Here is a 26,675-nt window from a genome sequence, read left to right on the forward strand (position 1 = left end):
ATGATGACATCCCGACACTGGCTTGCTCGCCCCTTTGGCGAGCGCTCAACGCTGACCTTCCTGGCGGTGCTGTGTGGCGCCATGGCTCTGGTGGTGCTGGCCAACCTGTTGCCCGCCGATCACCCGCTTCACGTCTCTACTTATACCGTTACCTTGCTCGGCAAGTATCTGTGTTATGCCTTGCTGGCGGTCGCTGTGGACCTGGTCTGGGGGTATCTAGGCATTCTCAGCCTTGGCCACGGTGCTTTCTTCGCCCTGGGCGGCTACGCCATGGGCATGTACCTGATGCGCCAGATCGGCGACCGCGGCGTCTATGGCGACCCGTTGCTGCCCGATTTCATGGTCTTCCTCGACTGGGATAGCCTTCCCTGGTACTGGCTGGGGTTCGACATGCCGGGCGTGGCCTTTGCGATGGTGCTGTTGGCGCCGGGCCTGCTGGCGCTGGTGTTCGGCTTTCTGGCGTTCCGTTCACGGGTCACCGGGGTTTACCTGTCGATCATCACCCAGGCCCTGACCTTCGCGCTGATGCTGGCGTTCTTCCGCAACGAGATGGGCTTTGGCGGCAACAATGGCCTGACCGACTTCAAGGAGCTGCTGGGCTTCGACTTGTCCGCCGACAGCACGCGCCTGGGCTTGTTCATCGCCTCAGGCGTCGCCCTGGCACTAGGGTTTCTGCTGTGCCGAGCCATTGTCGTGAGCAAGCTTGGCCGCGTCTGCGTGGCAGTACGTGACGCTGAGTCGCGCACTCGCTTTCTCGGCTACCGGGTAGAGCGCTACCAGCTGTTCGTGTTCGTCGTCTCGGCGATGCTGGCCGGGGTCGCTGGCGCCCTGTATGTGCCCCAGGTAGGGATCATCAATCCCAGCGAATTCTCCCCGCTGTTTTCCATCGAGGTCGTGGTGTGGGTGGCCCTAGGGGGGCGGGCGACCCTGTATGGCGCGGTCATAGGCGCGCTGGCGGTGAACTATGCCAAGAGCGTGTTCACCGGGATCATGCCCGAGGCCTGGCTGTTTGCCCTGGGGGCGCTGTTCGTGCTGGTCACCGTGCTGCTGCCTCAGGGTATCGCCGGGCTATTGTCGCGTCGCCGTCAGCACGATGATGCACCTAACAACATGGCGGTAAAACAGGAGGCGACCCCATGAGTTTTCTGCATGGTCTGGCCGATCGCGATCGTGTCTTCGACTTTCTGGTGCCGCAGGCGTCCCCGGTCGATGTCCGCCATGGCCCCATCCTCTATCTGGAGGATGTCTCCGTCAGTTTTGATGGCTTCAAGGCCATCAATGATCTCAACCTGACCATCGACGACGGCGAACTACGCTGCATCATCGGCCCCAACGGTGCCGGCAAGACCACCATGATGGACATCATCACCGGCAAGACCCGCCCTGATACGGGCAGCGTCTGGTTTGGCAGTCGTCATAACCTGCTGACCAAGAACGAGCCGGAGATCGCACGCCTGGGTATTGGAAGGAAATTCCAGAAACCCACGGTGTTCGAGGCGCTCAGTGTGTTCGAGAACCTGGAGCTTGCCATGGCCACCGACAAGAGTCTGTGGCCCACCCTGGTCGCTCGACGGAATGCTGACCTGCGCAATCGTATCGAAGAGGTCATGGAAACCGTCGGCCTGTCAGCCTTGAGCCGTCGCCAGGCAGGCATCCTGTCCCACGGTCAGAAGCAGTGGCTCGAGATCGGCATGTTGTTGATGCAGCGCCCGCGGTTGCTGCTGGTGGACGAACCCGTTGCCGGTATGACCGAACAGGAAATGGAGCGTACTGCCGAGCTCTTGAAGGGACTGGCCGGCAAGCATTCCGTGGTGGTGGTTGAGCACGATATGGGCTTTGTCAGGTCCATCGCACGCACCGTCACGGTGCTGCATCAAGGCTCCGTGCTGGCGGAAGGCAGCATGGACAAGGTGGCCAGCGACCCCAGGGTGGTCGAGGTCTATCTGGGTGGCGATGAGGAGGCTGCATGATGGGACTGGAACGCTTTCCACTGGATCCCGGTGTACGAAGTGCCTATGTCGTCGCATGGGATCGCGTCAGGGGAGCCCGCATGAAAAGACGGCGATATCCGCGCTGGCTCGCTGCGCTGGCACAGCGGAGGGCCCGCCAATGCTGAACATTCGTGGGCTCAACCAGTTCTATGGCGAAAGCCATACGCTGTGGGACCTGGATCTGCAGGTGCCCAAAGCGGCCTGCACCTGCGTGCTGGGGCGCAATGGTGTCGGCAAGACGACGTTGATGAAAGCCATCATGGGCGAAGTGCCGATCCGTGGAGGCGCGCTGGAATACGCGGATGGCGTGGCTCTGGAGCGCCGTCGGCTGGAAGATCGCTCCCGCCTTGGCATCGGTTACGTGCCTCAGGGACGCCAGATTTTTCCACTGCTGACGGTGGAAGAGAACCTGCGTACCGGTCTGGCAGCGCGCGGGGACGGCCTGCGCCAGGTACCCGAGCGCATCTACGAGCTGTTTCCCGTGCTCAAGGAAATGCGCCAGCGTCGTGGCGGGGATCTTTCGGGCGGCCAGCAGCAGCAGCTGGCCATCGGGCGTGCGTTGGTACTCGAGCCTAAACTACTGATCCTCGATGAGCCGGGGGAGGGCATCCAGCCGAACATCGTCGCCCAGATTGGCGAGGTCATTCGCCGTCTGATCGCCGATGATGGGCTGACCGTACTGCTGGTGGAGCAGAAGCTCCCCTTTGCTCGCCGTTTTGCAGATCGTTTTGCCATCCTTGATCGTGGCCGGCGCGTAGCGGAGGGCGACATAGCAGCATTGAGTGATGACGTGGTGAAGCGCTACCTGACCGTCTAGGGCGAAAGTGGCGCTCGACAGCTCGCACCACCAGCCTTGCTCGGGCTCGAGTGAAGCGGGAGCCTTTAGCCGTGTGGCTCGGCGGCATCGACCAGGGTGAGCTGGACGTAGTGTCCTCCTGGCACCGGCCGGTTGTGATAGTGCCAGCCGAGCCGCTCGGTGAGCTGAGCTGTCAGCTCCAGGCCAAGGCCGAAGCCCAGGTCGTCGACAGTATCTGGGTAGCCTGCGGGGGCATCGTTGTCGGCATCTTGGCTATCACCGCTACCGTCTTCCTGCCCGTTGGCGCGCTGCAGGTTGTCGATAAAGATCGTCTTACCCTGCTGACGCAGGGTGACGTCACCCGCCCAGGTGTGCTGGAAGGCGTTGCGGATGAGATTGCCAAGGACCATGCGTAGCGCCACCTCGGACTGTTCCAGGGTGGCCGGGCTTGTGGTCACGCTGAGGGCGACGTCCTTGTCGCGTAGCAGGTAGCGGTGTTCTTCGACGATGTCCTGTACCAGCCGGTCCAGTGCGATGGGACGGGTGGGCAGATCGATGGGCTCGTCGCGGCTTAGCCACAGGAGGGTTTCCGTCAGATGCTTCATGTTCAGGCTGGCGCGATCCAGGCGATCGATGATCGACGCCAGCACGGATCGGGCCGCAGGCGCCTGCTCCGGCGGTAGCGAGCGGATCAGTTCGATGCCGCTTCGCATCACACTGATCGGCGTGCGCAATTCATGGCTTGAGTGTCGCAGGAAGCGATGTTCCCGTTCGAGACTGTCTTGCTGGGAGGACAGGCTGTCGCGTACCAGCGAGGCCAGTTCGTTCAGCTCGGGGTAGCGGAAGTCCGGCAGAGGGTCCTGCAGGTTGGCGCTTTCCAGATCACGCGCCCACCGGCCCAGGCGCGCCACCGGCTTGCTTAGCTGACGCAGCAGTAGCCAGATCGCCAGTGCCAGGGCGACGGCGGTACTGAGGCTGATAAGCAGAAGGCTCGTGAGGTTGTCACGGATTGTGCGGTGAACCAGGCTCGACATCTGCTGGCGTGTCAGAGTGTGGCTGACAAACAGCGTCCCCTCGGCGGTGGGAAAGCGCATGGCGAAGACCAGCCTGCCGCGGCGACCATTCGGCTTCGTCTCACGCGACGTCACCAGGCGCGTCTCCTGCTGCGGCGGCTGTGGCAACAAGCTGCGGATCTGCCTGGGCTGTTGCTGCCAGGTCGAGGTGACGGTGAAGGCGCCCAGGTCGGGTTCTGCCGTGCCTCCGGCCCGCTGGCGAATGTGCTGATGCACCGCCTGTTCCATGGCCCCCACCATGGTGCTGTCCATCCCCAGCTTGAAGTAGTGGGCCGCCAGCAGCGAGTAGCCTCCCACCAGCAGCGCACCCAAGGTGAGCAGGATCGCCGCGAGCTGTCGCTTAAGGCGTATCTGACGGATCATCCCGTGCCTCCCTCAGGGCGAACCCGCGTCCGGGGATCGTGTGTATCAGCGGCGGATCGAAGTCTCGATCCACGGCCTTGCGCAGATGGTGCATATGTACCTTGAGGCTATTGCTGTCGGGGGGTTCCTCGCCCCACACCGCCTCCTCCAGAGCGCGGCGGCTGACGACCGCGGGCGATGCGCGCAGCAGGGGTTCCAGCAGTCGCCAGCCGGTAGGTGACAGGTGCAGCGGCTGACCGTCTCTAAGCACCGTCAGGGAGACCAGATCCATCACCAGGCCAGCGTAGTGCAGCCGCTTGATCTGCCCGCTGCGTCGCTGGCCCAGGGCGCGAATGCGCAGCGCCAACTCCTTCAGTTCGAACGGCTTGACCAGGTAGTCATCGGCGCCCGCCTCGAAGCCATCGACCTTGTCGTCGAGGCGGTCGCGGGCGGTCAACATCAGGATGCTGGTGTCATCGCCCGCGTGGCGAACCTCGCGGCAGACGCTCAGGCCATCCAGTCGCGGCAGATTGAGATCCAGCAGGATGACGTCATAGCGATTGTCGCGGATGAGCGTGAGCCCGCGCTGGCCATTGCTGGCGTGATCGCACCGGATCTGCTGGATCTCCAGGTATTGCACGATGGTCATGGCCAGATCCAGGTCATCTTCCACCAGCAGCACGTTCAGCATGGGGTTTCGGCCTCGTCTTCACCGGGCGTGCGTCGCCTCCAGCGTGTGAGCCATTGCTCGAGGCTGGTCTGCAGGCTCAGCAGCACCGGTATCAGGATTAGCGTGATCAGGGTGGCGAACAGGATACCGTATGCCAGCGACACTGCGGCCGGAATCAGAAACTGGGCCTGATGGGACGTTTCTCCCAGGAGGGGATAGAGCCCGGCAAAGGTGGTGGCCGAGGTCAGCACGACGGCACGCATGCGACTGGTGGCGGAGGCGACGATGGCGTCCGGGATGGCCAGGCCTTCGTCTCGCAGCTCGTTGAAACGGGACACCAGCAAAAGGCTGTCGTTTACCACCACGCCGGATAGGGCAATGATGCCATTGAGGGACAGGATGCCGAGGGACAGGTCATTGAGCCAGTGACCGAGCAGCGCCCCGACCACGCCGAAGGGGATCGCGGTCATGATCAGCAGAGGCTGAACGTAGGACTTCAGGGGGACCGCCAGCAGCATGTAGATCAGCAGTATGGCGAAGGCAAAGACCGTGACCATCGAGGACTGGGTTTCCTGCTGCTGCTCGGCCTCGCCAGCGAAGTGGATGTCGACGCCGGGGTAGGCGCTGCGGATATCCGGGACGACCTCCTGCTCGAGCAGGGTCACCAGTTCGGTGGCCGAGATCAGCTCCTTGTCCACGTCGCCGGAAATATAGATGGCCCGCTGGTTATCGATCCGGGTGATGGTGTCGCGGGTGTAGCCGAGACTCGCTGTAGCGACGCTGGATAGCGGCAGCACGGTACCATCCGGTGCACGTACCCGCGACGACAGCACGTCGACCAGCGACTGGCGCTCGCTCTCGGGAAAGCGCACCTTCACCTCTATCTCGTCGTTGCCGCGCTGATAGCGCTGCACCACCTGACCATTGAAGCCCTGCATGACCTGTTCGGCCAGCTCGTCGGTGGTCATGCCAAGCGCGCGCCCCTGGGCGGTGAGGTCGAGCTGAAGCTGAGGTTGGCCCGGGCGGAGGTTGTCTTCCAGGCCGCTGACGGCATCAATGGCTTCAAGACGCGCGAGGAACTCGTCGCCGGCCGCGCTCAGCAGGTTATCGTCGCTGGCGCGAAGCTCGACGCGCAGCGCAGAGAAGTCACTGCGCCGGCTCTGAATACTCAGCGTGCGGGTGCCTTCCGGGAGCCCGGCAAGGGCCGTCCACTGGCGTGCGAACTGGTCAAGGTCGTAGGGCGAATCATCGGCAAGCTTGACCGTGACGGTCCCTGACTGGTCATCACTCGAGGTGATCTGCAGGTGCTCGATGGCGCTGACGCCTTTGCCCTGGCGCAGCGTGGCGTCGGCCTCGATGGCACTGTCCTGCAGGCGGTCCAGCGCCCGGTGGGTCAAGCCGTAGCTCGCATCGTTTTCCAGCGTGATGTTGGCGCGCGCCGTATCGCCTGCAATATCGGGGAAGAAACTCATGCGAATGCTGCCGTTGAACGGCATGGCCAGGACCAGGATCAACAGCGCCGTGAACAGCACTGTGACGCTGGTTCGATGCACCAGAGCGAGCTTGACCAGCGGACGATAGACGGCCTGGGTGAAGCGTTCCATCGCGCCAGAGGCGGCGTCCTGTAGCCGCCCCCACAGCCGGCCAAGACGATGACGGGAAGTCGAGGAGCGGGTATTCAGGTGCGCCAGGTGGGCCGGCAGAATCAGCTTCGACTCGATGATCGACAGCACCAGACACAGGCCGACCACGGCGGCGAATTGGGCGTAGAGCTTGCCTAGCCTGCCCTCTATCTGCGAGAGCGCAAAGAAGGCCACCACCGTGGTAAACACGCCAAACAGGGTGGGCACCGCGACGCGCAGGGTGCCACGAATGGTGTTGTCCAGGGTGTCACCATGGGCGCGGCGCTCGGCGTAGACGCTTTCGCCCACGACCACGGCATCATCGACCACGATGCCCAGCGCCATGATGAAGCCAAAGGTGGTGAATTCGTTGAGGGTAAGCCCAAGCAAGGGCTCGCCCATGAAGTAGAGCGTACCGCAGAACACAAAGGGGAGGCCCATGGCCACCCACAGCGCGACCCTCAGGTTGAGAAACAGCGCCAGCAGGGTAAACACCAGCAGAATGCCGTACAGCGCATTGTCGATCAGCAGAGCCAGGCGTTCGTTGATCGAGGTGCTGCGATCGTACCAGGTGGCCAGCTGCACGTTTTGGGGCAGAAGCCCATCGTCACGCCACTGCTGAATCACGTCGCGGGCGCCAATGACCGAGTCTGAAATGTCATCGGTGCCGGTGGTGACGATCTGTAACGCGATGCTGTCCTCGCCATCAAAGCGCGACAGGCTGGAGGTGGTGTCGTCGAAGGTGTCGCGGATCCTGGCCACGTCACCGAGACGGATCTGATCGCCCTGGGTGGTGGTGATCAGTGGAATGGCGGCGAACTCATCCTTGAGGTAGGCCTGGCGCGACGCCTTGAGCTGCAGGTAGAGATCGGCGTTGTGCAATACGGCGCTGGAGGTGCTGGTCGAGCTCGCATTGACCGCTTCCTCCACGTCGGTGAGCGAAAGGCCGTAGGCTTCCAGGCGACCCTCGTCGATCTCGATGGCCATCATTGGATCGAGCCAGCCACTGATCGAGACACGACTGACGTCCTGATGGGCCAGCAGGTCTGCCTTGAGGTCGTCGGCCAACTGCTGCAGGGTGGCGCGGTCAGCGTCGCCATAGAGCTGAATCCACAGCGAGTGCTCCTCGCGCTCAGCCTTGCTGATGACCGGATTGTCAGCGTCGGCCGGAAAGTTGGAGATGGCGTCCACCTGGGTCTTGACGTCTCTGAGCAGGGTATCCAGGTCGTAGTCGGAGGTCTTCTCCACGGTCACGGTGGTGCCACTGGTGGTGGAGGTGCTGACGATCGAATCGATACCGATGACCCCTTCCAGCGCATCCTCGATCTTGATCGCGAGTCCTTCTTCTGACTGCCTTGCCGAGCCACTGTCGTAGCTGACCGAGATGCTTAGGCTGTCGGGTTCTGTGCTCGGGAAGGCCTCCTTCTGGAGGGTGCCAAGGGCGCTGACGCCCAGCGCGATCACCAGCAACATCAAGAGATTGGCAGCGACCGGGTTGCGGGCAAACCAGGCGATCACGCCTTGGCGATGGCTCGTGTCAGACATCCTGACGGGCCTCCACGGTGGTCACCAGCATGCCCTGGACGTAGCTGCTCAGGGGTTGCACGACCACCCGGGTCGGCTGATCAGCGATCGCCTCGGGCGGTCTTACGTATATCGTGGCACCGTCGCTGAAGACGGCCTCGGTCGAGACGCTGGCCAGAGCGTCATCGTCGGTGACGTACCAGAGCTGTCCGGACTGGCCGAGGGCGGTGGCGGGGAGATGCCACAACCCATCGAGCGTACGTCCGCTGAGGCTCGCCTCGAGGAAAGTGCCGGGCAGCAGGGCGGGGGTCTGGTCGAACGGGGCCTGAACCGCGATCACCAGAGAGCGCTGGCGGCTGGTGGCGTCCAGGTGGTGATGCGCCCGGATGACCTGGCCGGTCCATTGCTCTCCGCTCTCGATATCGGTCAGCGTGACGGGCCAGTCACCCGCGGCAAGCGTGGCCGAGTCCGGTAGTTGCGCCCATTCCGCGGCGGACAGACTCACGGTGATCTCGATGCGGTCGGTGCTGACCAGGGTGGCGATCTCGGTGCCAGACTGCACGAAACTGCCCGGGGCGATGTGGCGATCGGTGATCAGGGCATCGAAGGGGGCGGTGATGCGGGTCTGGTCGAGGTCCTGGCGAGCGGCGGCCAGCGACGCCTTGGCCTCATCGACCGCCGCCTGCGCGGCGGCGAGCTGGGGGGCGCGAAGTACCAGCGGCGAGTCAGGCTCGCCCGTGAGCCCCGACGAGCGCCACTCGATTCTGGACTGTTCTCCCTGGCGTTGTTCCTCCAGCAGGCTCACCTCGGCAGTGGCCAGCGTCGATTGGGCGACGGCCAGGGCCTCCTGGTAACCACTGTCCTCCAGGGTGGCCAGCAATTCGCCTTTTCCGATACGAAGACCTCCCTCGAAGTTGTCGGCAATGCCGTCGACGCGCCCGGACACCTCGGCGCTCAGAGTCAGCTCGAAATGCGCACTGGCTTCTCCGTAGGCGTTGATGTGGGCAGCGTGGGCCGCGGTCTCTGCAGTGACCACCGTCACCTCGGTGCGCTGGGGGGCCTGCTGGTGGTCTTGCTGACCTGCCTGCACCTGGCCTGAATCGACTTCCGGCTGGCCACCAGGCCTGGGTGGCGAGTGCTGGCCTCGTGCCTGACCTGGCGTGACGACATGAACCACCACCGCCGCCAGTACCGCGAGGGCCAGACTCAGGGGCAGCGCTTTTCTCCAGCGACGTGTCATGGGTTTACTCCCAGTCCGAGTGCCAGGCCTAGATCGATACGATTGGCCAGGCGCTGATAGTTGAGGTCATCGAGTTGCGCCTCGAGGTCGTAGGTCTGCTGTTGCACCGAGAGCAGGTCGAGGATGTCGACCAGCCCCGAGCGGTAGCTCGACTGGTACTGGGCCAGGGTAGATTGCTGGCGATCCAGGGCATTGGCGATGTGCTGCTGTTGCAGGGCGAGCGAGCGCTCGAGCCCGAGGGCATCTTCCACCTCGCCAACCGCCTCGAGCAGGGTCTCGCGGTACGCCTGGTAGGCCTGCGCGGTCTCCAGTTCGGCTTCGTCGGCGGCTGCGCGAAGCTCGCCTCCCTGGAACAGCGGAGCCGTCAGTTGACCCAGCAGCGACCACACCGGATCGGTCAGCAGCGCCTGGGATGGCGAGTTGGCCACGTCCTCGATGGCGGCCTGCAGGCTGATGCTTGGCAGCAGGTCCTTGTAGGCGGCGTGGGTGCGATAGTCGGCCGCCTGAACGGCGTGGTAGGCCGCGATCAGGTCAGGTCGGCGACGCAGCGACTGACTTGGCAGCTCTGCCAGCGGTGTCAGTACCGCGGGATAGTCGTCGGCCACCGCCTCGCCGCTATCGGGAATCTCGCCCAGCAGGGTCTGCAGTGCACGCTGCTGCTGCGCCAGGCTCTCTTGATACTCCACCAGGCTGGCACGGGCACTGGCCGTGGAGCTTCGCGCGCTGTCCAGGTCCTCGAGGTTGCCGAGCCCGCTGCGATAGCGCTCAAGGATCAGGGACTCGTTGCTTTCAAGGGTGGACAGGCGCTGCTGCTGGATGGTGATGGCATGACGCTGCGCGATCAGCGCAAGCCAGCTGGTCATCACGTCGGCCGCCAAGGTGTCCCGGGCGGCCTGATACAGGGCCGCCTGTTGTGCGACGTCCTGATCGGCGGCGGCGGTGCGATCGGCAATCTTCTGCCACAGATCGGCTTCCCAACTGACCGTGACTGAGCCGCTGTAGGTGCTGGCACTGTCTTCGCTGTCACTGGCGCTGAAGCCGGCTTCGACCTCGGGCAGGCGGTCAGCACCGGTCTGGCGCAGCTGTGTCTGGCGGATACGCAGCGTCAACAGGGTCTGTTGCAGGCCGGGGTTGGCCTGCAGCGCCCTTTCAACGAGCTGATCGAGCGCATCGGACGCGATTAGGTCGTTGAGTGAGCCGACGTCGCTACCGCCGACAGCTGCCGACCAGTCCGGCACCTGGGCGATCAAGGCGTCGGTCCTGTCATGGTAGGAGGTTGGCTCGTCGATCATGGAGCAGCCAGCCAGCGTCAACAGCAGGACGCCCGCCAGCAAGGCAGGGAAAGGGGCCCGAACCATGATAATGGATCTCCTGGGTTCTCGAAGGCGCGCAGCATAGCCAAGCGGGGGGTTAAGGCAGGGTTAACGGCAATAGCAAGCGGCGTGACAGGAAGGCGATCGAAGGACGGTGGAGGGAAGGTAGAAGAAGGGCGGCAGGAAGAGCGGGTGAGGTCTCAGGCAGACAAGTGACCACGCTGCACAGTCCTGGCGACGAGGTCCACAGCAATAGCGACATGCGCACCAAAATGATGCCGGATGCGCTTAGCGGTGCACCGAGTTGGTGCCTTAGATAGCTAGGGGGGCTTCGTGGCGCACTTTCGGTGCACTATATATCGTTGATAATAAAGTAAAAAACAGGATTTAAAGGTGAGGTGGTACGACCATTGCACCGTCATCGGGCAGTATTGTGTGGCGTGGCCAGAGGCGTCACCACGAACCATCGTCCGGGAGAGCCATGAGCGCGCAGACAATACAGGATGTGACCGATCGGCACGGCCATCGCTTTGACGCGGGACGGCGCTGGGAGGCGAGGCTGTCACTGGGCTTTCGCCATGATGGTGCAGCGACTCGATTGCACCGAGTGGACCACCGTGGCCCCTTGAGGGTGCAGCGGCCCTTTTACCCCGAAGGACGCGACGGCACCTGCCACGTCTACCTGTTGCATCCACCGGGCGGGCTGGTCAGCGGTGATGCGCTGGACATTCAAGCACGGGTGGCAAGGGGTGCCAGCGCACTACTCACGACCCCTGCCGCTAACAAGCTGTATCGGGCGGACAGCAACGAGGTGAGCTGGTCCCAGCGCACCCGGCTGGTGGTCGAGCCCGGCGCCAGCCTCGAGTGGTTGCCTCAGGAAACCATTGCCTTCGATGGCTCTCGTGGGCGCCAATCTACCGAGATCGAGTTGCACGGGGACGCGCGCTGCCTGGGTTGGGAGGTGCTCGCCCTGGGCCGGCCTGCCAGTGACCTGCCGTTTGCCAGCGGCTACCTGGAACAGAGCTTCAGGTTAGCCCGAGATGGCCAGCCGCTGTGGATCGAGCGTCAGCCGCTTGATCCGCTTCACCGCCGCTTCAGCGGCGCCTGGGGCCAGCGTGGCTGCAGCGTTCAGGCCACCCTTTGGGCCGTAGGCTTGGACGATGGCGCGGCCGCGGTGGAGATGCTGCGCGAACAGCTGGCGGGCCGACAGGGACGCACCGACGATGTCGTCGATCTGTCTTCACCCTCGATGATGCAACAGCCATGGGCGGTCACTCTGCGTGATGGCGTATTGCTGCTGCGCTATCTCGGGCACTCGCGGCATGAAGCTTGGACGCTGTGTGAGGCTGCCTGGAAACTGCTAAGACCGATGTTGCTGGAGCGCACGGCCTGTCCGCCGCGCATCTGGTTCACCTGACTCCACGCCGACCGTCGTCTAGCGAGCGTCGTGTCGTCTGACCTTGAGGAAGTAACGATGGAGCTGACACCGAGAGACAAGGACAAGCTGCTGCTGTTTACCGCGGGGTTAGTAGCAGAACGGCGAAGGGCCAAGGGCCTGAAGCTCAACTATCCCGAGGCGGTCGCGTTGATCAGCTGCGAGATCATGGAGGGGGCCCGTGAGGGTCGCAGCGTCGCCGAGATGATGAGCTACGGCAAACAGATCCTGGGCCGTGACGATGTCATGGAGGGCGTTGCCGACATGGTCGACGAAGTTCAGGTCGAAGCCACCTTTCCTGACGGCACGAAGCTGGTGACCGTCCATCATCCGATTACCTGAACGGATGCCTGCTCAGTGTCGTCTGCCGCAGCGGCTTGCAGCAGCGACATGGGAGTAGACCGTTGCCAACGGACCATCAGAGGGCGAGGCATGATACCCGGAGAATACCAACTCAAGGACGGCGAGATCGCACTGTGTGAAGGGCGCGAGCGGGTGACCATCGAGGTGGCCAACCGTGGCGACCGGCCGATCCAGGTCGGCTCGCACTACCATTTCGCCGAGACCAATCCCGCGCTCTTGTTTGACCGCGTCAAGGCGCGTGGCTTCAGGCTGGATGTTGCTGCCGGCAGCGCCGTGCGTTTCGAGCCGGGCCAGACCCGTGAGGTCACCCTGGTCAGCTTTGCTGGCACTCGTCACATCTATGGCTTTCGTGGCGAGGTCATGGGGCCTTTGGGTACTGCATCGGATGTTCAGGGAGACCCGTCATGAAGATCAGTCGTCAAGCCTACGCCGACATCTACGGGCCCACCGTGGGCGACCGGGTGCGCCTGGGGGATACCGAGCTGTGGATCGAGGTCGAGCAGGATGCGACCCACTACGGTGATGAGGTCAAGTTCGGCGGTGGCAAGGTGATCCGTGATGGCATGGGGCAAAGCCAGCGTGTCGATGACGCGGTGATGGATACGGTGATCACCAACGCGCTGATTCTCGACTGGTGGGGCATCGTCAAGGCCGACGTCGGGCTGCAGGCGGGCAGAATCGCTGCCATCGGCAAGGCCGGTAATCCGGATACCCAACCGGATGTCACCATCGTCATCGGGCCGGGGACAGAGGTCATCGCAGGGGAAGGCAAGATCCTTACGGCGGGTGCCATCGATGCCCACGTGCATTTCATTTGTCCTCAATTGGTGGATGAGGCCCTGGCCAGCGGCATCACCACCATGCTGGGAGGCGGCACCGGGCCTGCAACCGGCTCCAATGCCACCACCTGCACGCCTGGCGCCTGGCACATTCATCACATGCTCAAGGCCTGCGACAGCCTGCCGATGAACATCGGCCTACTGGGCAAGGGCAACGCCAGCCTGCCCGAGGCGCTTGAAGCCCAGATCGAGGCAGGCGCCATGGGGCTCAAGCTGCACGAAGACTGGGGGACCACGCCTGCGTCCATCGACACCTGTCTAAGCGTTGCCGAGCGCTATGACGTGCAGATCGCGATCCACACCGACACCCTCAACGAGTCGGGGTTTGTCGAGGATACGCTGGCCGCCTTCAAGGAACGGGGCATCCACACCTATCACACCGAGGGAGCGGGTGGCGGGCACGCGCCGGATATCATCACCGCCTGCTCGAAAGAGTACGTGCTGCCATCCTCGACCAATCCCACCAGGCCCTACACGGTGAATACCGTCGATGAGCACCTGGACATGTTGATGGTGTGCCACCATCTGGACCCGAATATTCCCGAAGACGTGGCCTTTGCTGATTCGCGTATTCGTCGGGAGACCATCGCCGCCGAAGACATCCTGCAGGACATGGGGGTGATCTCGATGATCGCCTCTGACTCACAGGCCATGGGGCGTGTAGGCGAGGTGGTATGCCGTACCTGGCAGACGGCCCACAAGATGAAGGTCCAGCGCGGGTTGCTGCCCGAGGATGAGGCGTGCGGTGCAGACAATCTTCGCGCTCGGCGCTACATCGCCAAATACACCATCAATCCGGCAATCACCCATGGTATGGCCGAAGAAATCGGGTCGGTCGAGGTGGGCAAGCTGGCGGATCTGGTGCTCTGGGATCCGGCGTTCTTCGGGGTCAAGCCTGCTCTGGTTCTCAAGGGCGGAATGATCGCCATGGCGCCCATGGGGGACCCCAACGCTTCGATTCCGACGCCACAGCCGGTGCACTATCGGCCGATGTTCGGTGCGCTGGGGCAAGCGGCTGCGGCGACGCGAGTGAGCTTTGTGTCCCAGGCAGCGCTGGACTCAGGACTCAAGGAGTCACTGGGTTTGGCCAGCCGGCTGGTGGCATGTCGCAACGTGCGCGGCATCCGCAAGCGCGACATGAAACTGAATGATCGCTGCCCCGACCTCAAGGTTGACGCCCAGACCTATGAGGTGACCTGTGATGGCGAGCTTTTGACCTGCGAGCCGCTGGACGTACTGCCCCTTGCACAGCGCTACCACCTGTTCTAGGGCGTGTCTGAAAAGTGGCTGCGCTCGTCGACTTTTCGCACAAACCCTAGGGCTGCCTATGGGGTGAGGTGGTGGAAATAGGGAGAACCGCAAGTCGCGGCCGCACTACATTTTAGGAGATATCGATGAGCACGTTGCTGTCATTGACACAGCGTCTTGGCCCGCTGGCGGAGGACCAAGCCGAAGACACGCTGACCCTGGCCTATGACGATCGTATCAAGGGACGCCTGAGGGTCACCTTGGATAGCGGGCGCGGAGCTGGGCTGTTCCTGGAGCGCGGACCGGTGCTGCGCCATGGTGACGGACTGGCCAGCGACGATGGCGTGTGCGTGAGGGTAGTGGCGGCCCCAGAACCGGTAGTGAGTGCCTGGATTCTGCCTGGACCGCAGTCGGACCTGGCCCTGGCGCGACTGTGCTATCACCTGGGAAACCGGCATGTGACGCTGGGCATCGGGTGCGGCGTTTTCCAGGGGCAGGAGTGCCGCTACGTGCGGATTGCCCCCGATCATGTGCTGGAAGAACTCGCCGAGCGGCTGGGCGCCATCCTCGAGCGACACCAGGCGCCCTTCGATCCGGAGCCGGGCGCCTACACCATGGGCGGACATTCCCATGGGCACTCGCACGGGCACTCGCACGGGCACTCGCACGGGCACTCGCACGGGCACTCGCACGGGCACTCGCACGGGCACTCGCACCAGCATTCGCACGGGCACTCGCACGATCACTCCCATGCGAACTCGCAGGCGCCTTCCGGCCAGTCTCAGGACCCGTCCAGGGAGCCGGTCTGATGTCCGCAATGGCGACGGCTTCCTCACCGGACCTTGCGCTAGGCGACTTGGCGCTGCTGGGCCTGTTGCAGCTCGTCAGCCCAGCCTTGCCGATTGGGGCCTTCGCCTGGTCCCAGGGGCTGGAAAGCGCGTTTGAGCTGGGTTGGGTCACCGACGAGTCCAGCCTGGGTGACTGGTTGGAGGGGGTGCTGGAGGATGGCCTGGCGATGTGTGAACTGCCGGTTCTGATGCGCCAGATGACGGCCTGGCAGGCAGGCGATGCGTCCCTCGTTGCAGAGTGGGACCGCTGGCTCGCCGCAGTCCGCGAGACCCGTGAGCTGTTGGAGGAAGATCGCCAGCTGGGGGCTTCCTTGACACGCCTGATGGGCAATCTTGGCCTGCTGCCCGAGACAGCGTTGCCTGCTGCGCCAGGCTATGTGACCGCCTTTGCGGCGCTGTCGGTGCAGCGCCAGGTGCTGCCGCACAGCGCCATGCTGGGGTTTGCCTGGGCCTGGCTTGAGAACCAGCTGGCAGCGGCCTGCAAGGCACTGCCCCTGGGGCATACCGCGGCACAGCGAATAGTAGAACGGCTGCGTCCAGCTCTGGTCCACGCGGTGGAGCGCGCCGAGGCGCTGCGAGATGACGAGCTCGGTCCGGCATTGCCTGGCGTCGCGCTTGCCAGCAGCCTGCACGAGACCCAGTACTCGCGCCTGTTTCGCAGCTAAGCAAGCCCTTGCCCAGCGCTATGGCTTGACGACATGAAAGACAAGGTATCGACGTCATGACCGAACGTCGCCCTTACCATCATCCTGGCCCCGAGCGTGGGCCAGACACGACCGCCAGGAGAAGGCCATGATCAGCACTACGACTCCCTCCCAATGTCTACGCGTCGGTGTCGGCGGTCCAGTGGGGTCCGGCAAGACCGCATTGCTCAGGCAGCTCTGCCGAGCGCTACGAGATCATTACGATATCGCCGTGGTGACCAATGATATCTACACCAAGGAAGATGCGGACTTCCTGACCCGTAATGAGGCGCTGTCGCCCGATCGCATTCTCGGGGTCGAGACCGGTGGCTGTCCGCATACCGCGATACGTGAGGATGCCTCCATGAATCTGGCGGCCATCGATGATCTCCATCAGCGTCATCCGGGGCTCGAGCTGGTACTGGTGGAGTCCGGAGGCGATAACCTGTCGGCGACCTTCAGCCCGGAGCTGTCTGACCTCACGCTGTACGTCATCGATGTGTCGGCGGGGGACAAGATTCCGCGCAAGGGTGGTCCCGGGATTACCAAGTCCGATCTCTTGATCATCAACAAGATCGACATCGCTGAGCAGGTGCATGCTTCTCTGGACGTTATGGAGCGTGATTCTCGCAAGATGCGAGGAGATCGACCATTTGTCTTTGCCAACCTGTACGACGGGGTCGGTCTAGAGACCATTATCAGTTTTATACTCGAGCGGGGCATGCTGCCCGATCGTCGTACCGAGGCGGTCCAAGCCTGAGCGTTCCGCAAGGGAATAAGGCCGCGCCTGGCGTGGCGTCTTTTGTCTGCAAGGAGTTTGTCATGACACAGCGCATCACTGCGTCTCATGTTGTTCCGGCGGTGGCCGCCCTGGGTTTGAGTCTGGCCGCGCCGGTGGTGTTTGCACATCCCGGTCATGGGGTAGAGCACGGTGGTCTTGCCAGCGGTTTGATGCATCCCTGGCTTGGGCTTGACCATTTGCTGGCCATGGCAGCCATCGGCCTGTGGAGTCTTGGGCAGGGCGCCAGCATGCGTCGACTGACGCCGCTGCTGGCGCTGGTGGGTATGCTGGTGGGTGCTGGTATCGCCCTGGCGGGCTGGGTCTCTCCGTCGCTGCTTCCGGGCGTCGAGAGCGGCATCGCCATGTCGGTGCTGGTGGCCGGTGTGATGACAGCGGCGCTGCTGCGCTTACCGACAGCGTTAGGCGGCGTGCTGGTGGTGGCGGTGATGGCGCTGCACGGCATCGCCCACGGCGCCGAGATGCCGGCCGCCGCGTCTGTGGTGGGCTATGTCATCGGGTTCTCGATCTCGACGTTGGCGATTACCTTGCTGGCACGCTCGCTGGGTGGCTGGCTGGCCGCGCGCGAACAGCGCCTGCTGCGCGCGCTGGGTGCCGTCATTGCCCTGTGCGGTGGGATCCTGGCCATGAGTTGAGGCCGCCGCGGGGTACGCCCGCTGGTGTGACTCAGGGACCGCGCCCGGCTTCGTGCCGGGCGCTTCCGTTGTCGGCCGGGGTTTTACGCTATCATCGGCGCCACTCGACCAACGAAAAGGAAGCGCCATGGGATGGCTGGGTAAAGCACTGAAAGGAAGCCTGCTGGTGGTGTTGCTGGCGTGGCCAGGCATGGCCATCTGGCAAAGCGTCAAGCCACTGCCCAGCGACGTGGGCAAGGCGTGGCCGATGCGCTCGGTCGAGCGGGTGTCGTTGCTTGCCGATCGCACCTGGTACGACCGGCGGGGACAGCAGCAGCTGGATCAGCAGATCTTCGACGAGGCGGTGTCGATGATCGGCGAGGCCCGCCGCCTGATCGTGATGGACATGTTCCTGTTCAATCGCCTGGAGGGCCAGGCGGGGGCGAGAAGCGCCCGTTTCAGGCCTATCGCCGAACGTCTGACGGACGCGTTGATAGCGGCACGACAGCGTGATCCCGCGCCGCGTATCGTGGTGATCACCGATCCTCTCAATACCCTCTACGGGGGGCAGCAGGTGGCGCTCTACCAGCGCCTGGAAGACGCCGGGATAGAGCTGGTCATGACTCGGCTCGATAGACTGCGCGCCTCCAACCCGCTGTGGTCCGGACTCTGGCATCTCGGCCTGCATCGTCTCGGCAACGATAGTGAAGGAGGCTGGTTGCCCAATGCGTTTGGCGGCGAGCCGGTGACGCTACGAAGCTATCTGGCGCTGCTCAACTTCCGTGCCAATCATCGCAAGACACTGACGGTCGATACGCCCCAAGGCTGGTCGACGCTGATTTCCACGGCAAATCCCCATGACGCCAGTAGCCTGCATTCCAATGTAGCGCTACGTATCGATGGTGCATTGGCCGGGGATGTGATCGCCTCGGAGGCTGAGGTGGCGTCATGGTCCGGCGTTGAGGTGGCCTTGCCCGATAGTCGAGAGACAGGACCAGGCAACGCTGACCGTCGCCAGTCGTCAGGCGCCGAGGCAAGACTGCTGACAGAGGCAGCCATCCGTGACGCCGTGCTGGCGCGTATCGAAGAGGCTTCCCCAGGCGACAGGCTCGATCTTGCCGCCTTCTACCTGGCCCACCGCGAGGTGATCGCGGGACTGAAACGCGCCGCGTCACGCGGCGCCACGGTGAGGGTGCTGCTGGACCCCAACCGCGAGGCATTCGGTTTCAGCAAGGGTGGGTTGCCCAACCAGCCCGTTGCCGAGGAACTGCTGGCCTCGGGGGTTCAGGTGCGTTGGTGTCTGACGTCGGGAGAACAATGTCACAGCAAGGTCGTGCTGCTACGCAAGGAGGCGACGGCTGATCCGTCTGCACGCGATGCGGTCATCCTTGGCTCCGCCAATCTGACCCGGCGCAACCTGGATGACCTTAATCTCGAAAGCAGTGTCGAGGTAACAGGTCGGGAGCTGCCGGTGATCGATGCCCTGGGGCAATGGTTCGACCTGCGCTGGGAGTCGCCTCCCCATCACCGGGCCAGCCGCGCCTGGAGCGAGCGGGACGCCAGTGGCCGGCTGGCAGCGTGGCGCTATCGTGTGATGGAAGCCACCGGCCTGTCGACCTTCTGAGCGACGCGGAGCCGGGAGCTTGGCGGGCTAACGCGGGCGGGGTGAGACGCGTTGGCGCTGCAACTTGACAGTTTTGACCAGCGTGCCCATGTTTTGCACGGTTGGGCCGGTATGTCGCCTGTGCCTTGGGCCACGTTCCCCCTGGAGGCTGTCTGCCACGTCCGGCCGGCGTGGCGACGATGTCATTGAGTGAAAATTGGCACAAGGAGTGCTCAAGCAATGGACAAGGTTTGGCTGGTGGTGAAGGTGGTGATTCTGGCGCTGGTGGCCATTGTGGTGGTGCAGAACATCGACATGGTGCAGGTGAATCTGCTTGGCTGGACGCTCGCGATGCCGATGGCCTTGCTGGTCGTGGTGATCTATCTGCTGGGCATGGTCAGCGGCCGGGGTCTGATGGGGCTGATTCGTCGCCTGAAGGGCAAGGAGACCCATCGGCATTGACCGCTGACGCGGTGGCCAGACGCCGGCGTGGATCCTGATGCCATGCCAGTCCGAGCCGGCAGTTGTGTTCGAGTTCGGCGATGACCTGGGCGCCTAAAAGGAGAATGACGGCGCCTATCTCCAGGCTCAAGAGGACCACGATCAGCGTGGCCAGCGGGCCATAAACGGCACTGACCAGCGACAGGTTAGCGAAATAGTAGACCAGCGCGATCCTGACGCCTTCCCACATCAAGGCGGCGGCAAACCCGCCCGCCAGCGCCCGCCTGAGCGATATTCGCACCACCGGCAGAACCTTGTAGATGGCGCTGAAGAGCAGGAAAACCCCGAGAAAGCTGGTCAGGTTGAGGGCGGTGTCCGACAGAGATGCCAGCGGCAGTTCCTTGCCATTGATCGCCATCCAGAGACCGTTCAAGGTGTTGGCCAGGCTGACTGCCATGGCCAACGCCAGCAGCGCAGCGCTGAGTACCAGCATGAACGCATAGGGCAGCAGAAAGGAGACCCACAGGCTGCGGCTGTCCTTGACGTCGGGTTTGCGGAAGATCAGTGCCAACGCGTCTTCCAGCATGCGAAAGGCAAAGGAACTGAACAGCAGCAGCACCGGGATACCGTAGATCCCGATCGCATCCCGCGAGTCGAGCAGCGCACGCACGGACTCCAGCATGACCTCGGCGTGGGTCGGGGCAATGTGGCGCGCCTGCAGGGTGATGACATTGATCAGCTGATCTTCGTCCACCACCTGGGCCATGGCGACCACCATCAGGGCAAACAGTGGAATGGTCGACAGCAGGATATTGAAGCCAACACCGCCAGCCAGCAGCATCCCCCGGTTATGCAGGAATTGGCTCAAGACCCGCCACATGAACAAAGCCAGTCGGGGCAGCAGGGTGAACATGGCGTGTTGATACCAGCGTGGTGCGGTCATGGGCCCAAATCGTCCTTGAGGGATAAGGCATGATACGCTCGGACGCACCATTAGCGTCAAACGCGCGGTGAACCCACCGCCACGACGGCACCGGCATGGACGAAGGAGGTGCAGAGCATGCAATTGAGTCGACGCCTGTCGATCCCCTACAGCGATATCGTGATGACTGCGATACGTGCCCAGGGCGCCGGTGGTCAGAACGTCAACAAGGTAGCGTCAGCGATCCATCTGAGATTCGACATCGCCAGTTCGACGCTACCTGACGACGTCAAGGAGCGACTGCTGGCGCTTAACGACCACCGCATCACCCAGGACGGCGTGGTCATCATCAAGGCGCAGTCCGAACGCACCCAGGAAGCCAATCGAGCGGCGGCACTGGCACGCCTGCAGTCGCTGTTGCAGCAAGGTCTGGTAGTGCCCAAGGCGAGGCGGCCGACCAAGCCGAGCAAGGCGGCCAAACGACGTCGGCTCGAGGGCAAGAAGCAACGCGGCAAGGTCAAGGCCCTGCGTGCCAGACCGGATAGCTAGTCGCCATGCTTGGGCGAGCCATCGCTAGAGGACGCAACAGGGGGAACCGCAGGGCCGGCCAGCAGTCAAAGCCGAGACAGGCGGTGGCGGTCACAGCCCGCAGGAGTCAGGCCCAGGAGTAGTGTTTGATAATGCTTGCTAAGGCCTACTTTCGCCAATGGCTGCCCCTGACGTTGTGGCCCACTGGCAGTATGCTGTGACTAGCTGGACCAGCGTTCCGGCGGGCATCGCGAAGGGCCTGGTGAAGAACATGGCGAAGGCCTGTTGAAGAATATGGCGAAGGGCATTGCGAAGGACAGCGCGACGCAAGAGTAACGGCACAAGAATGGATCGCTGCCACGGCGCAGGCGTGTGGCGTGACGCGATAAGAGATAACGGACGCGAATCATTGCACCCCCAGGGAGACCCCGAATGGAAGAGATCAACCCCGACAAGGACAATAATACCGAGCAACATGGCCGTGGTAGCGAGACTCAGCCTGCACCCGCCTCTTCAGGTGGCTCTGGCTTGTTCTCGGATCATCGGGTGAAGGGCATTGCAGCGGTAGCGGGTGTGAGCTTGATCTGGGCCATCGGTGCCCAGTTGAGTGCCAGCTCCAATAATGAGGCTCGCACCGCGCTCTCCAAGGAGCTAGAAGCGAGCGAGTCTCGCGTTCAGACCCTGCGCGAGCAGGTAGCAGGCTTGGAAGAGAGCCAAGAAACCCTGTCCGCTCAGCGTGACGAGCTGGAAAGCCAGGTGGCGCAGTGGCAGGAAGCGGAGACCTCGCTTGAGGAGTTGCGCGGACAGCTGGCGACGCTGAAGGAAGAGGAGCAGGCCGCCCGCTCTGCTCGCGCCAGCGCCGAGGAACAGGCCGCCCAGGTGGAAGCGGACCTCAAGGAATTGGAAGCCACCCAAGCCGCATTGGAATCCGATCTGGTGGCCGCTCGCAACCGGCTGGAAGAAGCCCAGAGCGAGCAGCAGTCGCTGATCGAACAGCGAGATACCCTCAGGGCCGAGTCAGAGTCGCTGACCAGTGACATCGATGACGCCGAAAAACGGCTTGCCGACCTGAGCAGCAGCATCGAGGAAAAACAGACGTCTGTGGGCGATCTCGAGCAGCAGGTGGCACGGCTGGAGACCGAGCAGCAGGAGGCTCAGCAGCAAGCCGAGCAGGCTCAGTCCCGCCTCGAACAGATTCTTGCCGAGAACGCCGAAGAGCGCGAGCAGTCCGAGGCCCGCGTACGTCAGGCCGAGGCCCGCGCTGAAGAGGCGGTGGCCCGTCGCGACGAACTGTTTGCCAAGGTCAAGGAGCTCGAAGCGCGAGCCGAAGAGCGCCGCCAGCGCTTGGCGCGCCTCAATGGACAGCTGGATACCTGGCGCATCGAGCTGGAAAACCTGGATCGTGCTACCGCTGAGGCGGCCGGTCACTCCAGCTCCGCCGCGCAGAACGGAGGTAGCACTGGGTCGGTCGAGGTCATCCGCAGCGGCCAGGGGGATGGCCAGCGTCCGACTTCCGTCGCTGATGGGGCCTCGGTCAATGGCGACGATAGCGCCTCATCCACCGGCTCGGCTGCCGATCCGGCCAGCCAGAGCGACACCGAGTCGTCCGGTGAGAGCGCGGCAGCCGCCAGCGAGCAAGGCTCTAATGAAAGCGCGGCGGACGACGAGGATGTGGCGTCGGCTGAAGCCACGGGCAAGCCCTCCAGCGACGAGGAGCAGTCCTCGCAGCAGAGCGCTGGTGCCGGTGCTGGTGAAGAAGGCACGGCCTCGGGTGCTGAGGAGAGCACGGCCTCGGGTGGTGAGGAGAGCGCGGCTTCGGGCGCTGAAGAGAGCGCGGCTTCGGGCGCTGAAGAGAGCGCGGCTTCGGGCGCTGAAGAGAGCACGGACTCGGATGCAGGAGACAGCACCGCCGCGAGCGAGCAGACCTCCGAAACGGATGAAGCGTCCACCAACGGGTGGACGGATGAAGTCGCGGCAGGCGCCGCCGGTGCAGTGGAAACCGTAAAGGATGTCGCCCGCCAGGCCGCCGAGAAGGTGCGTGACGCCGCTTCCGCGGTAACAGGAGATGACGCCGCCGAGGATAGCCGTCAGTAACAACGATGGAGCGCAGTACCCGCAACGAGCGAGCCTACGGGCTCGCTCGTTGCGTAGTGGACGCCATTCATGCGTGATCCGGCTTAACCTCACCCGTCGCTGCCTCTATACTGGCCCGGCGGGCTATCCGCACCCATCTGGTAACAGGAGCGAGACGTGATCGAAGGGGTCAAGCATATCGTCGCCGTGGCATCCGGCAAGGGTGGCGTCGGCAAGTCGACAGTGACCGTCAATCTGGCGCTGGCCATGGCCGCCGAGGGCTATCGTGTCGGCGTTCTCGATGCCGACATCTATGGACCGAGCCAGGCCCAGATGCTGGGTGTCGGTGAGGGTGTGCGGCCACAGGCGAGTGGGGAAAACCAGTTCCTGCCCCTCGAAGCTCACGGGCTCCAGGCGATGTCCATGGCCTTTATGGTGGATGTGCGCGAGCCGATGGTCTGGCGCGGACCTATGGTGGCTGGCGCCTTTCAGCAGATGCTCAACCAGACCCGCTGGAACGAACTGGATTACCTGTTCATCGACATGCCCCCGGGCACCGGCGACATCCAGCTGACACTGGCGCAGAAGGTGCCCGTCGATGGCGCCGTGATCGTCACCACGCCCCAGGACATTGCCCTGCTCGACGCGCGCAAGGGCATCGAGATGTTCCGCAAGGTCAAGGTGCCGGTGCTAGGCGTTGTCGAGAACATGAGCCTGCATACCTGCAGTCAGTGTGGCCATAGCGAGCCGGTCTTTGGTGAAGGCGGTGGCGAACGGATCGCCGCAGAGTACGACACCCGAGTGCTGGGCCGGCTGCCACTTTCCCTGACGATTCGCGAGCAGGTGGACAGTGGGCGGCCGAGCGTGGTGGCAGAGCCTGAAGGCGAGGTCGCGACGTCCTTCCGTGAGATGGCTCGCCAGGTGGCAGAGCAGGTTGGTGCCCAGGGCGGTGATGATGGCCCGAGCATCAGCTTCAGCGACTAGAGCATCAGTCCCAGCGACACGAACGTAGCCTGGTGGCGCTGACCCGGGTCAAGCACTCACAGGGCAGGCGTGACTATTGCATCGTGACGTGGCATCGGGGGGCCGCTATCATGTGGCCCCACCGAACGCGTCCACTCTTTGAGCACCCAGCAGGAAGTCCCATGAGCATCAAGTCCGACAAATGGATCCGCCGCATGGCCGAAAACGAGGGCATGATCGAGCCCTTCGAGGCCGACCAGGTTCGCTACGTCAACGAACGGCGGGTCATCTCCTATGGGACCTCGAGCTACGGCTATGACGTTCGCTGCGCCGATGAATTCAAGGTGTTCACCAATATTCACTCGGCGGTGGTCGATCCCAAGGCTTTTGACGAAAAGAGCTTTGTCGACGTCAAGGGTGACGTCTGCGTGATTCCGCCGAACTCCTTCGCGCTGGCGCGCACCGTTGAATACTTCCGCATCCCGCGCAGCGTGTTGACCATCTGCCTGGGCAAGTCGACCTACGCCCGCTGTGGCATTATCGTCAACGTGACCCCGCTGGAGCCCGAGTGGGAAGGCCACGTGACCCTGGAATTCTCCAACACCACCAACCTGCCGGCCAAGATCTACGCCAACGAAGGCGTGGCGCAGATGCTGTTCCTCGAGTCCGACGAGGTGTGTGCCACCTCCTACGCGGATCGTGGCGGCAAGTACATGGGACAGCGCGGCGTCACCCTGCCGCGTACCTGATGGCTGAAGAGCGCTGGCCCGTATCAGCGCTGAGTAGCGAAAAAAGCCCGCTGACCATGTCAGCGGGCTTTTTCGACTGCAGCTCGTGGCGCCAGACAGCGTGGGTGCTGACGGAGTTGGCGTCCGGCAAGCTTATGGCGTGGCGCTGTTACTCATCCTCGTCCAGCTCTTCGGCGGCATCCTCATGAGACAGGCGCATGCCCCCTGGCGGCAGAGGCTGGCCGTCGATGGTGGCAATGTCGCCCTCGAGGCGTAGCCGCCCCTCCAGGAACCAGCGTACCGCGATTGGGAAGATCAGGTGTTCACGGCTGAGCACACGCTCTTTCAGCCTGGCTTCATCATCATCGGCCTGCACCTTGACCGCCGCCTGGATAGCCACCGGTCCACCGTCCAGCTCTTCGGTCACGAAGTGCACGCTGCAGCCGTGCTCGGCAACGCCGTCGGCCAGCGCGCGAGCATGGGTGTGCAGTCCCTGATAGGCAGGCAGCAGGGAGGGATGGATATTGAGCATCCGGCCCAGGAAGCGCTGCACAAAGCGCGGCGTCAGGATTCGCATGAAGCCTGCCAGTACCACCAGGTCAGGCTCATGCCGCTCGATCACCTTGATCAGCGCACCATCAAAGGCATCGCGGCTTTCGTACTCGCGATGGGGCAGCGCGACGGCGTCGATGCCTGCGTCCCGAGCCCGCTTGAGACCATGGGCATCGGCAACATTGGAGACGACTGCGACGATCTCGCCGCCCAGCTCATCGTGGGTCTGCGCATCGATCAGTGCCTGAAGATTGCTGCCGCCGCCAGAAATCAGCACGACGACTCTGGGCAGGGAGGCCTGCTCGGGAGTGAAACCGTTCAGCTCTCCATCGTTGACGCCGTGACTCATGACCCGGACTGCTCCAGCTGTACCTGCTCCTCATCACCCTGGCGCTCGGCGATGACACCGATACGGTGCACGCCTTCACCCTGGGCCTGCAGATGGGCTCTGATCTGGTCGGCCTGTGCCTCAGGCACCACCAGAACCATGCCAATGCCGCAGTTCAACACGCGGTGCATTTCATGTTCGTCGACGTTGCCCTGCTGCTGCAGCCAGTCAAACACGGCGGGGCGCTGCCAGCGGCTGGTGTCGACATGGGCCGTCAGGTGCTCCGGCAGCACGCGGGGCAAGTTCTCGAGCAGGCCACCGCCGGTAATATGCGACAGCGCATGGACCTGATAGTCGTCATGACGCAGCAGCTCCAGCAGCGGCTTGACGTAGATCCGGGTGGGGGCCATCAGGGCATCACCCAGCGGCTGACCGTCGATGTCGGTGTCGAGCTTGGCTCCAGACACTTCCAGAATCTTGCGGATCAGTGAGTAACCGTTGGAGTGCGGGCCAGAGGAGGTCAAGCCAAGCAGGACATCACCCGCGCCGACCTTGGAGCCGTCGATGATCTCGTCCTTCTCCACGACGCCCACGCAGAAGCCGGCCAGGTCGTAGTCGCTGCCTTCATACATGCCTGGCATCTCGGCGGTTTCACCACCCACCAGGGCACAGCCCGCCTGCTCGCAGCCGGCGCCGATGCCCGTCACCACGTCGGCAGCAATGTCGACGTCAAGCTTGCCGGTGGCGTAATAGTCGAGAAACAGCAGGGGTTCTGCTCCCGCCACCACCAGGTCGTTGACACACATGGCGACCAGGTCAATGCCGATGGTGTCGTGGCGACCGAGGTCCATGGCCAGTCTCAGCTTGGTGCCGACGCCGTCGGTGCCGGACACAAGAACAGGCTCGCGGTAGCCGGTGGGCAGCTGGCACAGTGCGCCGAAGCCACCGAGACCGCCCATCACCTCGGGGCGAGTGGTGCGTTTGGCCACACCCTTGATGCGGTCAACCAGAGCGTTGCCAGCGTCGATATCTACGCCGGCATCCTTGTAGCTGAGCGAGGCTTTCTTGGAAGAGGAGGAGTCGGTCATGACAGATCCTGTGGAGTCGGTCGACCCGCGGGCGTGGTGCGCACCACCG

25 protein-coding genes are annotated in these 26,675 nt (G+C 63.5%); 17 read left to right on the plus strand and 8 right to left on the minus strand.

All coding sequences use genetic code 11. The annotated features are described in order from the left end of the window. The 3 genes from urtC to urtE all read left to right on the plus strand — a co-directional run bounded on the left by urtC (position 1) and on the right by urtE (position 2,808). Complete coding sequence (gene urtC / locus KUV41_RS11045) at positions 1–1,140, plus strand: urea ABC transporter permease subunit UrtC (protein WP_222486115.1); 1,140 nt, start codon at positions 1–3, stop codon at positions 1,138–1,140. Beyond that, entirely contained in the window at positions 1,137–1,970 is an 834-nt protein-coding gene (urtD, locus tag KUV41_RS11050) for an urea ABC transporter ATP-binding protein UrtD (protein ID WP_206944663.1), read from the plus strand. The genes urtC and urtD overlap by 4 nt, the downstream gene beginning before the upstream one ends. 139 nt (positions 1,971–2,109) lie before the next feature. Continuing rightward, positions 2,110–2,808 carry an urea ABC transporter ATP-binding subunit UrtE gene (urtE, locus tag KUV41_RS11055; RefSeq protein ID WP_206944661.1) on the plus strand — a complete coding sequence of 233 codons (699 nt, stop codon included), beginning with the start codon at positions 2,110–2,112 and terminating at the stop codon, positions 2,806–2,808. Between the two features lie 65 nt (positions 2,809–2,873). On the opposite strand, the gene KUV41_RS11060 is transcribed toward urtE, so the two are convergent. Genes KUV41_RS11060 through KUV41_RS11080 form a run of 5 tightly spaced genes read right to left on the minus strand, consistent with a single transcriptional unit; the run spans position 2,874 to position 10,616 of the window. Continuing rightward, positions 2,874–4,223 (minus strand): sensor histidine kinase, encoded by a 1,350-nt coding sequence (locus KUV41_RS11060; protein WP_222486117.1) that lies wholly within the window; start codon positions 4,221–4,223, stop codon positions 2,874–2,876. Then, positions 4,201–4,893: a response regulator transcription factor gene (locus KUV41_RS11065; RefSeq protein ID WP_222486021.1), complete on the minus strand. Its 693-nt coding sequence runs from the start codon at positions 4,891–4,893 to the stop codon at positions 4,201–4,203. The genes KUV41_RS11060 and KUV41_RS11065 overlap by 23 nt, the downstream gene beginning before the upstream one ends. Beyond that, complete coding sequence (locus KUV41_RS11070) at positions 4,887–8,039, minus strand: efflux RND transporter permease subunit (RefSeq protein WP_222486019.1); 3,153 nt, start codon at positions 8,037–8,039, stop codon at positions 4,887–4,889. Before KUV41_RS11070 ends, KUV41_RS11065 begins: the two co-directional genes overlap by 7 nt. Then, the gene (locus KUV41_RS11075; protein ID WP_222486017.1) at positions 8,032–9,258 is read right to left on the minus strand and encodes an efflux RND transporter periplasmic adaptor subunit; all 1,227 of its coding nucleotides are present in this window, start codon (positions 9,256–9,258) and stop codon (positions 8,032–8,034) included. Before KUV41_RS11075 ends, KUV41_RS11070 begins: the two co-directional genes overlap by 8 nt. Continuing rightward, on the minus strand, positions 9,255–10,616 hold the full coding sequence (locus KUV41_RS11080; RefSeq protein WP_222486120.1) for a TolC family protein: 1,362 nt from the start codon (positions 10,614–10,616) through the stop codon (positions 9,255–9,257). The genes KUV41_RS11075 and KUV41_RS11080 overlap by 4 nt, the downstream gene beginning before the upstream one ends. 436 nt (positions 10,617–11,052) lie before the next feature. Between KUV41_RS11080 and KUV41_RS11085 the strand changes: the two genes are divergently transcribed. From KUV41_RS11085 to KUV41_RS11130, 10 genes are all read left to right on the plus strand, one after another. Next, positions 11,053–11,988 carry an urease accessory protein UreD gene (locus KUV41_RS11085; protein WP_222486123.1) on the plus strand — a complete coding sequence of 312 codons (936 nt, stop codon included), beginning with the start codon at positions 11,053–11,055 and terminating at the stop codon, positions 11,986–11,988. 57 nt (positions 11,989–12,045) lie between these two features. Next, positions 12,046–12,348, plus strand: coding sequence for an urease subunit gamma (ureA, locus tag KUV41_RS11090; protein ID WP_206944647.1), 303 nt, complete (start codon positions 12,046–12,048; stop codon positions 12,346–12,348). A 90-nt stretch (positions 12,349–12,438) separates the two neighbouring features. Beyond that, positions 12,439–12,777, plus strand: coding sequence for an urease subunit beta (locus KUV41_RS11095; protein WP_206944645.1), 339 nt, complete (start codon positions 12,439–12,441; stop codon positions 12,775–12,777). Next, positions 12,774–14,477: an urease subunit alpha gene (ureC, locus tag KUV41_RS11100; protein ID WP_206944636.1), complete on the plus strand. Its 1,704-nt coding sequence runs from the start codon at positions 12,774–12,776 to the stop codon at positions 14,475–14,477. Before KUV41_RS11095 ends, ureC begins: the two co-directional genes overlap by 4 nt. 125 nt (positions 14,478–14,602) lie before the next feature. Continuing rightward, positions 14,603–15,265, plus strand: coding sequence for an urease accessory protein UreE (locus KUV41_RS11105; protein WP_315900579.1), 663 nt, complete (start codon positions 14,603–14,605; stop codon positions 15,263–15,265). 8 nt (positions 15,266–15,273) lie between these two features. Further along, positions 15,274–15,969, plus strand: a complete 696-nt coding sequence (locus KUV41_RS11110) for an urease accessory UreF family protein (protein WP_222486282.1) — start codon at positions 15,274–15,276, stop codon at positions 15,967–15,969. Positions 15,970–16,096: 127 nt separating this feature from the next. Beyond that, positions 16,097–16,747: an urease accessory protein UreG gene (ureG, locus tag KUV41_RS11115; protein ID WP_206944634.1), complete on the plus strand. Its 651-nt coding sequence runs from the start codon at positions 16,097–16,099 to the stop codon at positions 16,745–16,747. Between the two features lie 62 nt (positions 16,748–16,809). Further along, entirely contained in the window at positions 16,810–17,421 is a 612-nt protein-coding gene (locus KUV41_RS11120; RefSeq protein ID WP_206944631.1) for a HupE/UreJ family protein, read from the plus strand. Positions 17,422–17,548: 127 nt separating this feature from the next. Beyond that, entirely contained in the window at positions 17,549–19,024 is a 1,476-nt protein-coding gene (locus tag KUV41_RS11125; protein WP_222486125.1) for a phospholipase D-like domain-containing protein, read from the plus strand. Positions 19,025–19,243: 219 nt separating this feature from the next. Then, on the plus strand, positions 19,244–19,465 hold the full coding sequence (locus tag KUV41_RS11130) for a LapA family protein (protein WP_222163348.1): 222 nt from the start codon (positions 19,244–19,246) through the stop codon (positions 19,463–19,465). Here KUV41_RS11130 and KUV41_RS11135 read toward each other — a convergent pair. Further along, the gene (locus tag KUV41_RS11135) at positions 19,401–20,387 is read right to left on the minus strand and encodes a YihY/virulence factor BrkB family protein (protein WP_206944625.1); all 987 of its coding nucleotides are present in this window, start codon (positions 20,385–20,387) and stop codon (positions 19,401–19,403) included. The genes KUV41_RS11130 and KUV41_RS11135 overlap by 65 nt on opposite strands. Positions 20,388–20,504: 117 nt before the next feature. Here KUV41_RS11135 and arfB point away from each other — a divergent pair, with 117 nt between their 5' ends. The 4 genes from arfB (at position 20,505) to dcd (ending at position 24,679) form a co-directional block, all read left to right on the plus strand. Then, positions 20,505–20,915, plus strand: coding sequence for an alternative ribosome rescue aminoacyl-tRNA hydrolase ArfB (gene arfB, locus KUV41_RS11140; RefSeq protein ID WP_222163347.1), 411 nt, complete (start codon positions 20,505–20,507; stop codon positions 20,913–20,915). Positions 20,916–21,326: 411 nt separating this feature from the next. Then, a complete protein-coding gene (locus KUV41_RS11145) occupies positions 21,327–22,988 on the plus strand; it encodes a hypothetical protein (RefSeq protein WP_222486127.1) in 1,662 nt (553 codons plus the stop codon). Between the two features lie 159 nt (positions 22,989–23,147). Next, a complete protein-coding gene (apbC, locus tag KUV41_RS11150) occupies positions 23,148–23,951 on the plus strand; it encodes an iron-sulfur cluster carrier protein ApbC (protein ID WP_206944767.1) in 804 nt (267 codons plus the stop codon). A 161-nt stretch (positions 23,952–24,112) separates the two neighbouring features. After that, positions 24,113–24,679, plus strand: a complete 567-nt coding sequence (gene dcd, locus KUV41_RS11155) for a dCTP deaminase (RefSeq protein ID WP_206944619.1) — start codon at positions 24,113–24,115, stop codon at positions 24,677–24,679. A 148-nt stretch (positions 24,680–24,827) separates the two neighbouring features. Here dcd and purN read toward each other — a convergent pair whose 3' ends face one another. Together purN and purM are read right to left on the minus strand one after the other, a co-directional pair. Next, the gene (gene purN / locus KUV41_RS11160) at positions 24,828–25,559 is read right to left on the minus strand and encodes a phosphoribosylglycinamide formyltransferase (RefSeq protein WP_206944617.1); all 732 of its coding nucleotides are present in this window, start codon (positions 25,557–25,559) and stop codon (positions 24,828–24,830) included. Next, positions 25,556–26,626, minus strand: a complete 1,071-nt coding sequence (purM, locus tag KUV41_RS11165) for a phosphoribosylformylglycinamidine cyclo-ligase (RefSeq protein WP_222163344.1) — start codon at positions 26,624–26,626, stop codon at positions 25,556–25,558. Before purM ends, purN begins: the two co-directional genes overlap by 4 nt. Between the last annotated feature and the right edge of the window lie 49 nt (positions 26,627–26,675).

The organism is Halomonas sp. DP8Y7-1 (assembly GCF_019801685.1).
GTDB lineage: Bacteria > Pseudomonadota > Gammaproteobacteria > Pseudomonadales > Halomonadaceae > Halomonas > Halomonas litopenaei_A.

Coding starts and splice junctions, on each gene's coding strand:
- purN (WP_206944617.1), bottom strand. CDS start 25,559: ATGAGTCACGGCGTCAACGATGGAGAGCTGAACGGTTTCACTCCCGAG.
- KUV41_RS11080 (WP_222486120.1), bottom strand. CDS start 10,616: ATGGTTCGGGCCCCTTTCCCTGCCTTGCTGGCGGGCGTCCTGCTGTTG.
- KUV41_RS11060 (WP_222486117.1), bottom strand. CDS start 4,223: ATGATCCGTCAGATACGCCTTAAGCGACAGCTCGCGGCGATCCTGCTC.
- KUV41_RS11120 (WP_206944631.1), top strand. CDS start 16,810: ATGACACAGCGCATCACTGCGTCTCATGTTGTTCCGGCGGTGGCCGCC.
- urtE (WP_206944661.1), top strand. CDS start 2,110: ATGCTGAACATTCGTGGGCTCAACCAGTTCTATGGCGAAAGCCATACG.
- urtC (WP_222486115.1), top strand. CDS start 1: ATGATGACATCCCGACACTGGCTTGCTCGCCCCTTTGGCGAGCGCTCA.
- purM (WP_222163344.1), bottom strand. CDS start 26,626: ATGACCGACTCCTCCTCTTCCAAGAAAGCCTCGCTCAGCTACAAGGAT.
- KUV41_RS11095 (WP_206944645.1), top strand. CDS start 12,439: ATGATACCCGGAGAATACCAACTCAAGGACGGCGAGATCGCACTGTGT.
- KUV41_RS11145 (WP_222486127.1), top strand. CDS start 21,327: ATGGAAGAGATCAACCCCGACAAGGACAATAATACCGAGCAACATGGC.
- KUV41_RS11135 (WP_206944625.1), bottom strand. CDS start 20,387: ATGACCGCACCACGCTGGTATCAACACGCCATGTTCACCCTGCTGCCC.
- KUV41_RS11085 (WP_222486123.1), top strand. CDS start 11,053: ATGAGCGCGCAGACAATACAGGATGTGACCGATCGGCACGGCCATCGC.
- KUV41_RS11075 (WP_222486017.1), bottom strand. CDS start 9,258: ATGACACGTCGCTGGAGAAAAGCGCTGCCCCTGAGTCTGGCCCTCGCG.
- KUV41_RS11105 (WP_315900579.1), top strand. CDS start 14,603: ATGAGCACGTTGCTGTCATTGACACAGCGTCTTGGCCCGCTGGCGGAG.
- arfB (WP_222163347.1), top strand. CDS start 20,505: ATGCAATTGAGTCGACGCCTGTCGATCCCCTACAGCGATATCGTGATG.
- KUV41_RS11070 (WP_222486019.1), bottom strand. CDS start 8,039: ATGTCTGACACGAGCCATCGCCAAGGCGTGATCGCCTGGTTTGCCCGC.
- ureC (WP_206944636.1), top strand. CDS start 12,774: ATGAAGATCAGTCGTCAAGCCTACGCCGACATCTACGGGCCCACCGTG.
- ureA (WP_206944647.1), top strand. CDS start 12,046: ATGGAGCTGACACCGAGAGACAAGGACAAGCTGCTGCTGTTTACCGCG.
- KUV41_RS11130 (WP_222163348.1), top strand. CDS start 19,244: ATGGACAAGGTTTGGCTGGTGGTGAAGGTGGTGATTCTGGCGCTGGTG.
- KUV41_RS11125 (WP_222486125.1), top strand. CDS start 17,549: ATGGGATGGCTGGGTAAAGCACTGAAAGGAAGCCTGCTGGTGGTGTTG.
- ureG (WP_206944634.1), top strand. CDS start 16,097: ATGATCAGCACTACGACTCCCTCCCAATGTCTACGCGTCGGTGTCGGC.
- KUV41_RS11065 (WP_222486021.1), bottom strand. CDS start 4,893: ATGCTGAACGTGCTGCTGGTGGAAGATGACCTGGATCTGGCCATGACC.
- urtD (WP_206944663.1), top strand. CDS start 1,137: ATGAGTTTTCTGCATGGTCTGGCCGATCGCGATCGTGTCTTCGACTTT.
- dcd (WP_206944619.1), top strand. CDS start 24,113: ATGAGCATCAAGTCCGACAAATGGATCCGCCGCATGGCCGAAAACGAG.
- KUV41_RS11110 (WP_222486282.1), top strand. CDS start 15,274: ATGGCGACGGCTTCCTCACCGGACCTTGCGCTAGGCGACTTGGCGCTG.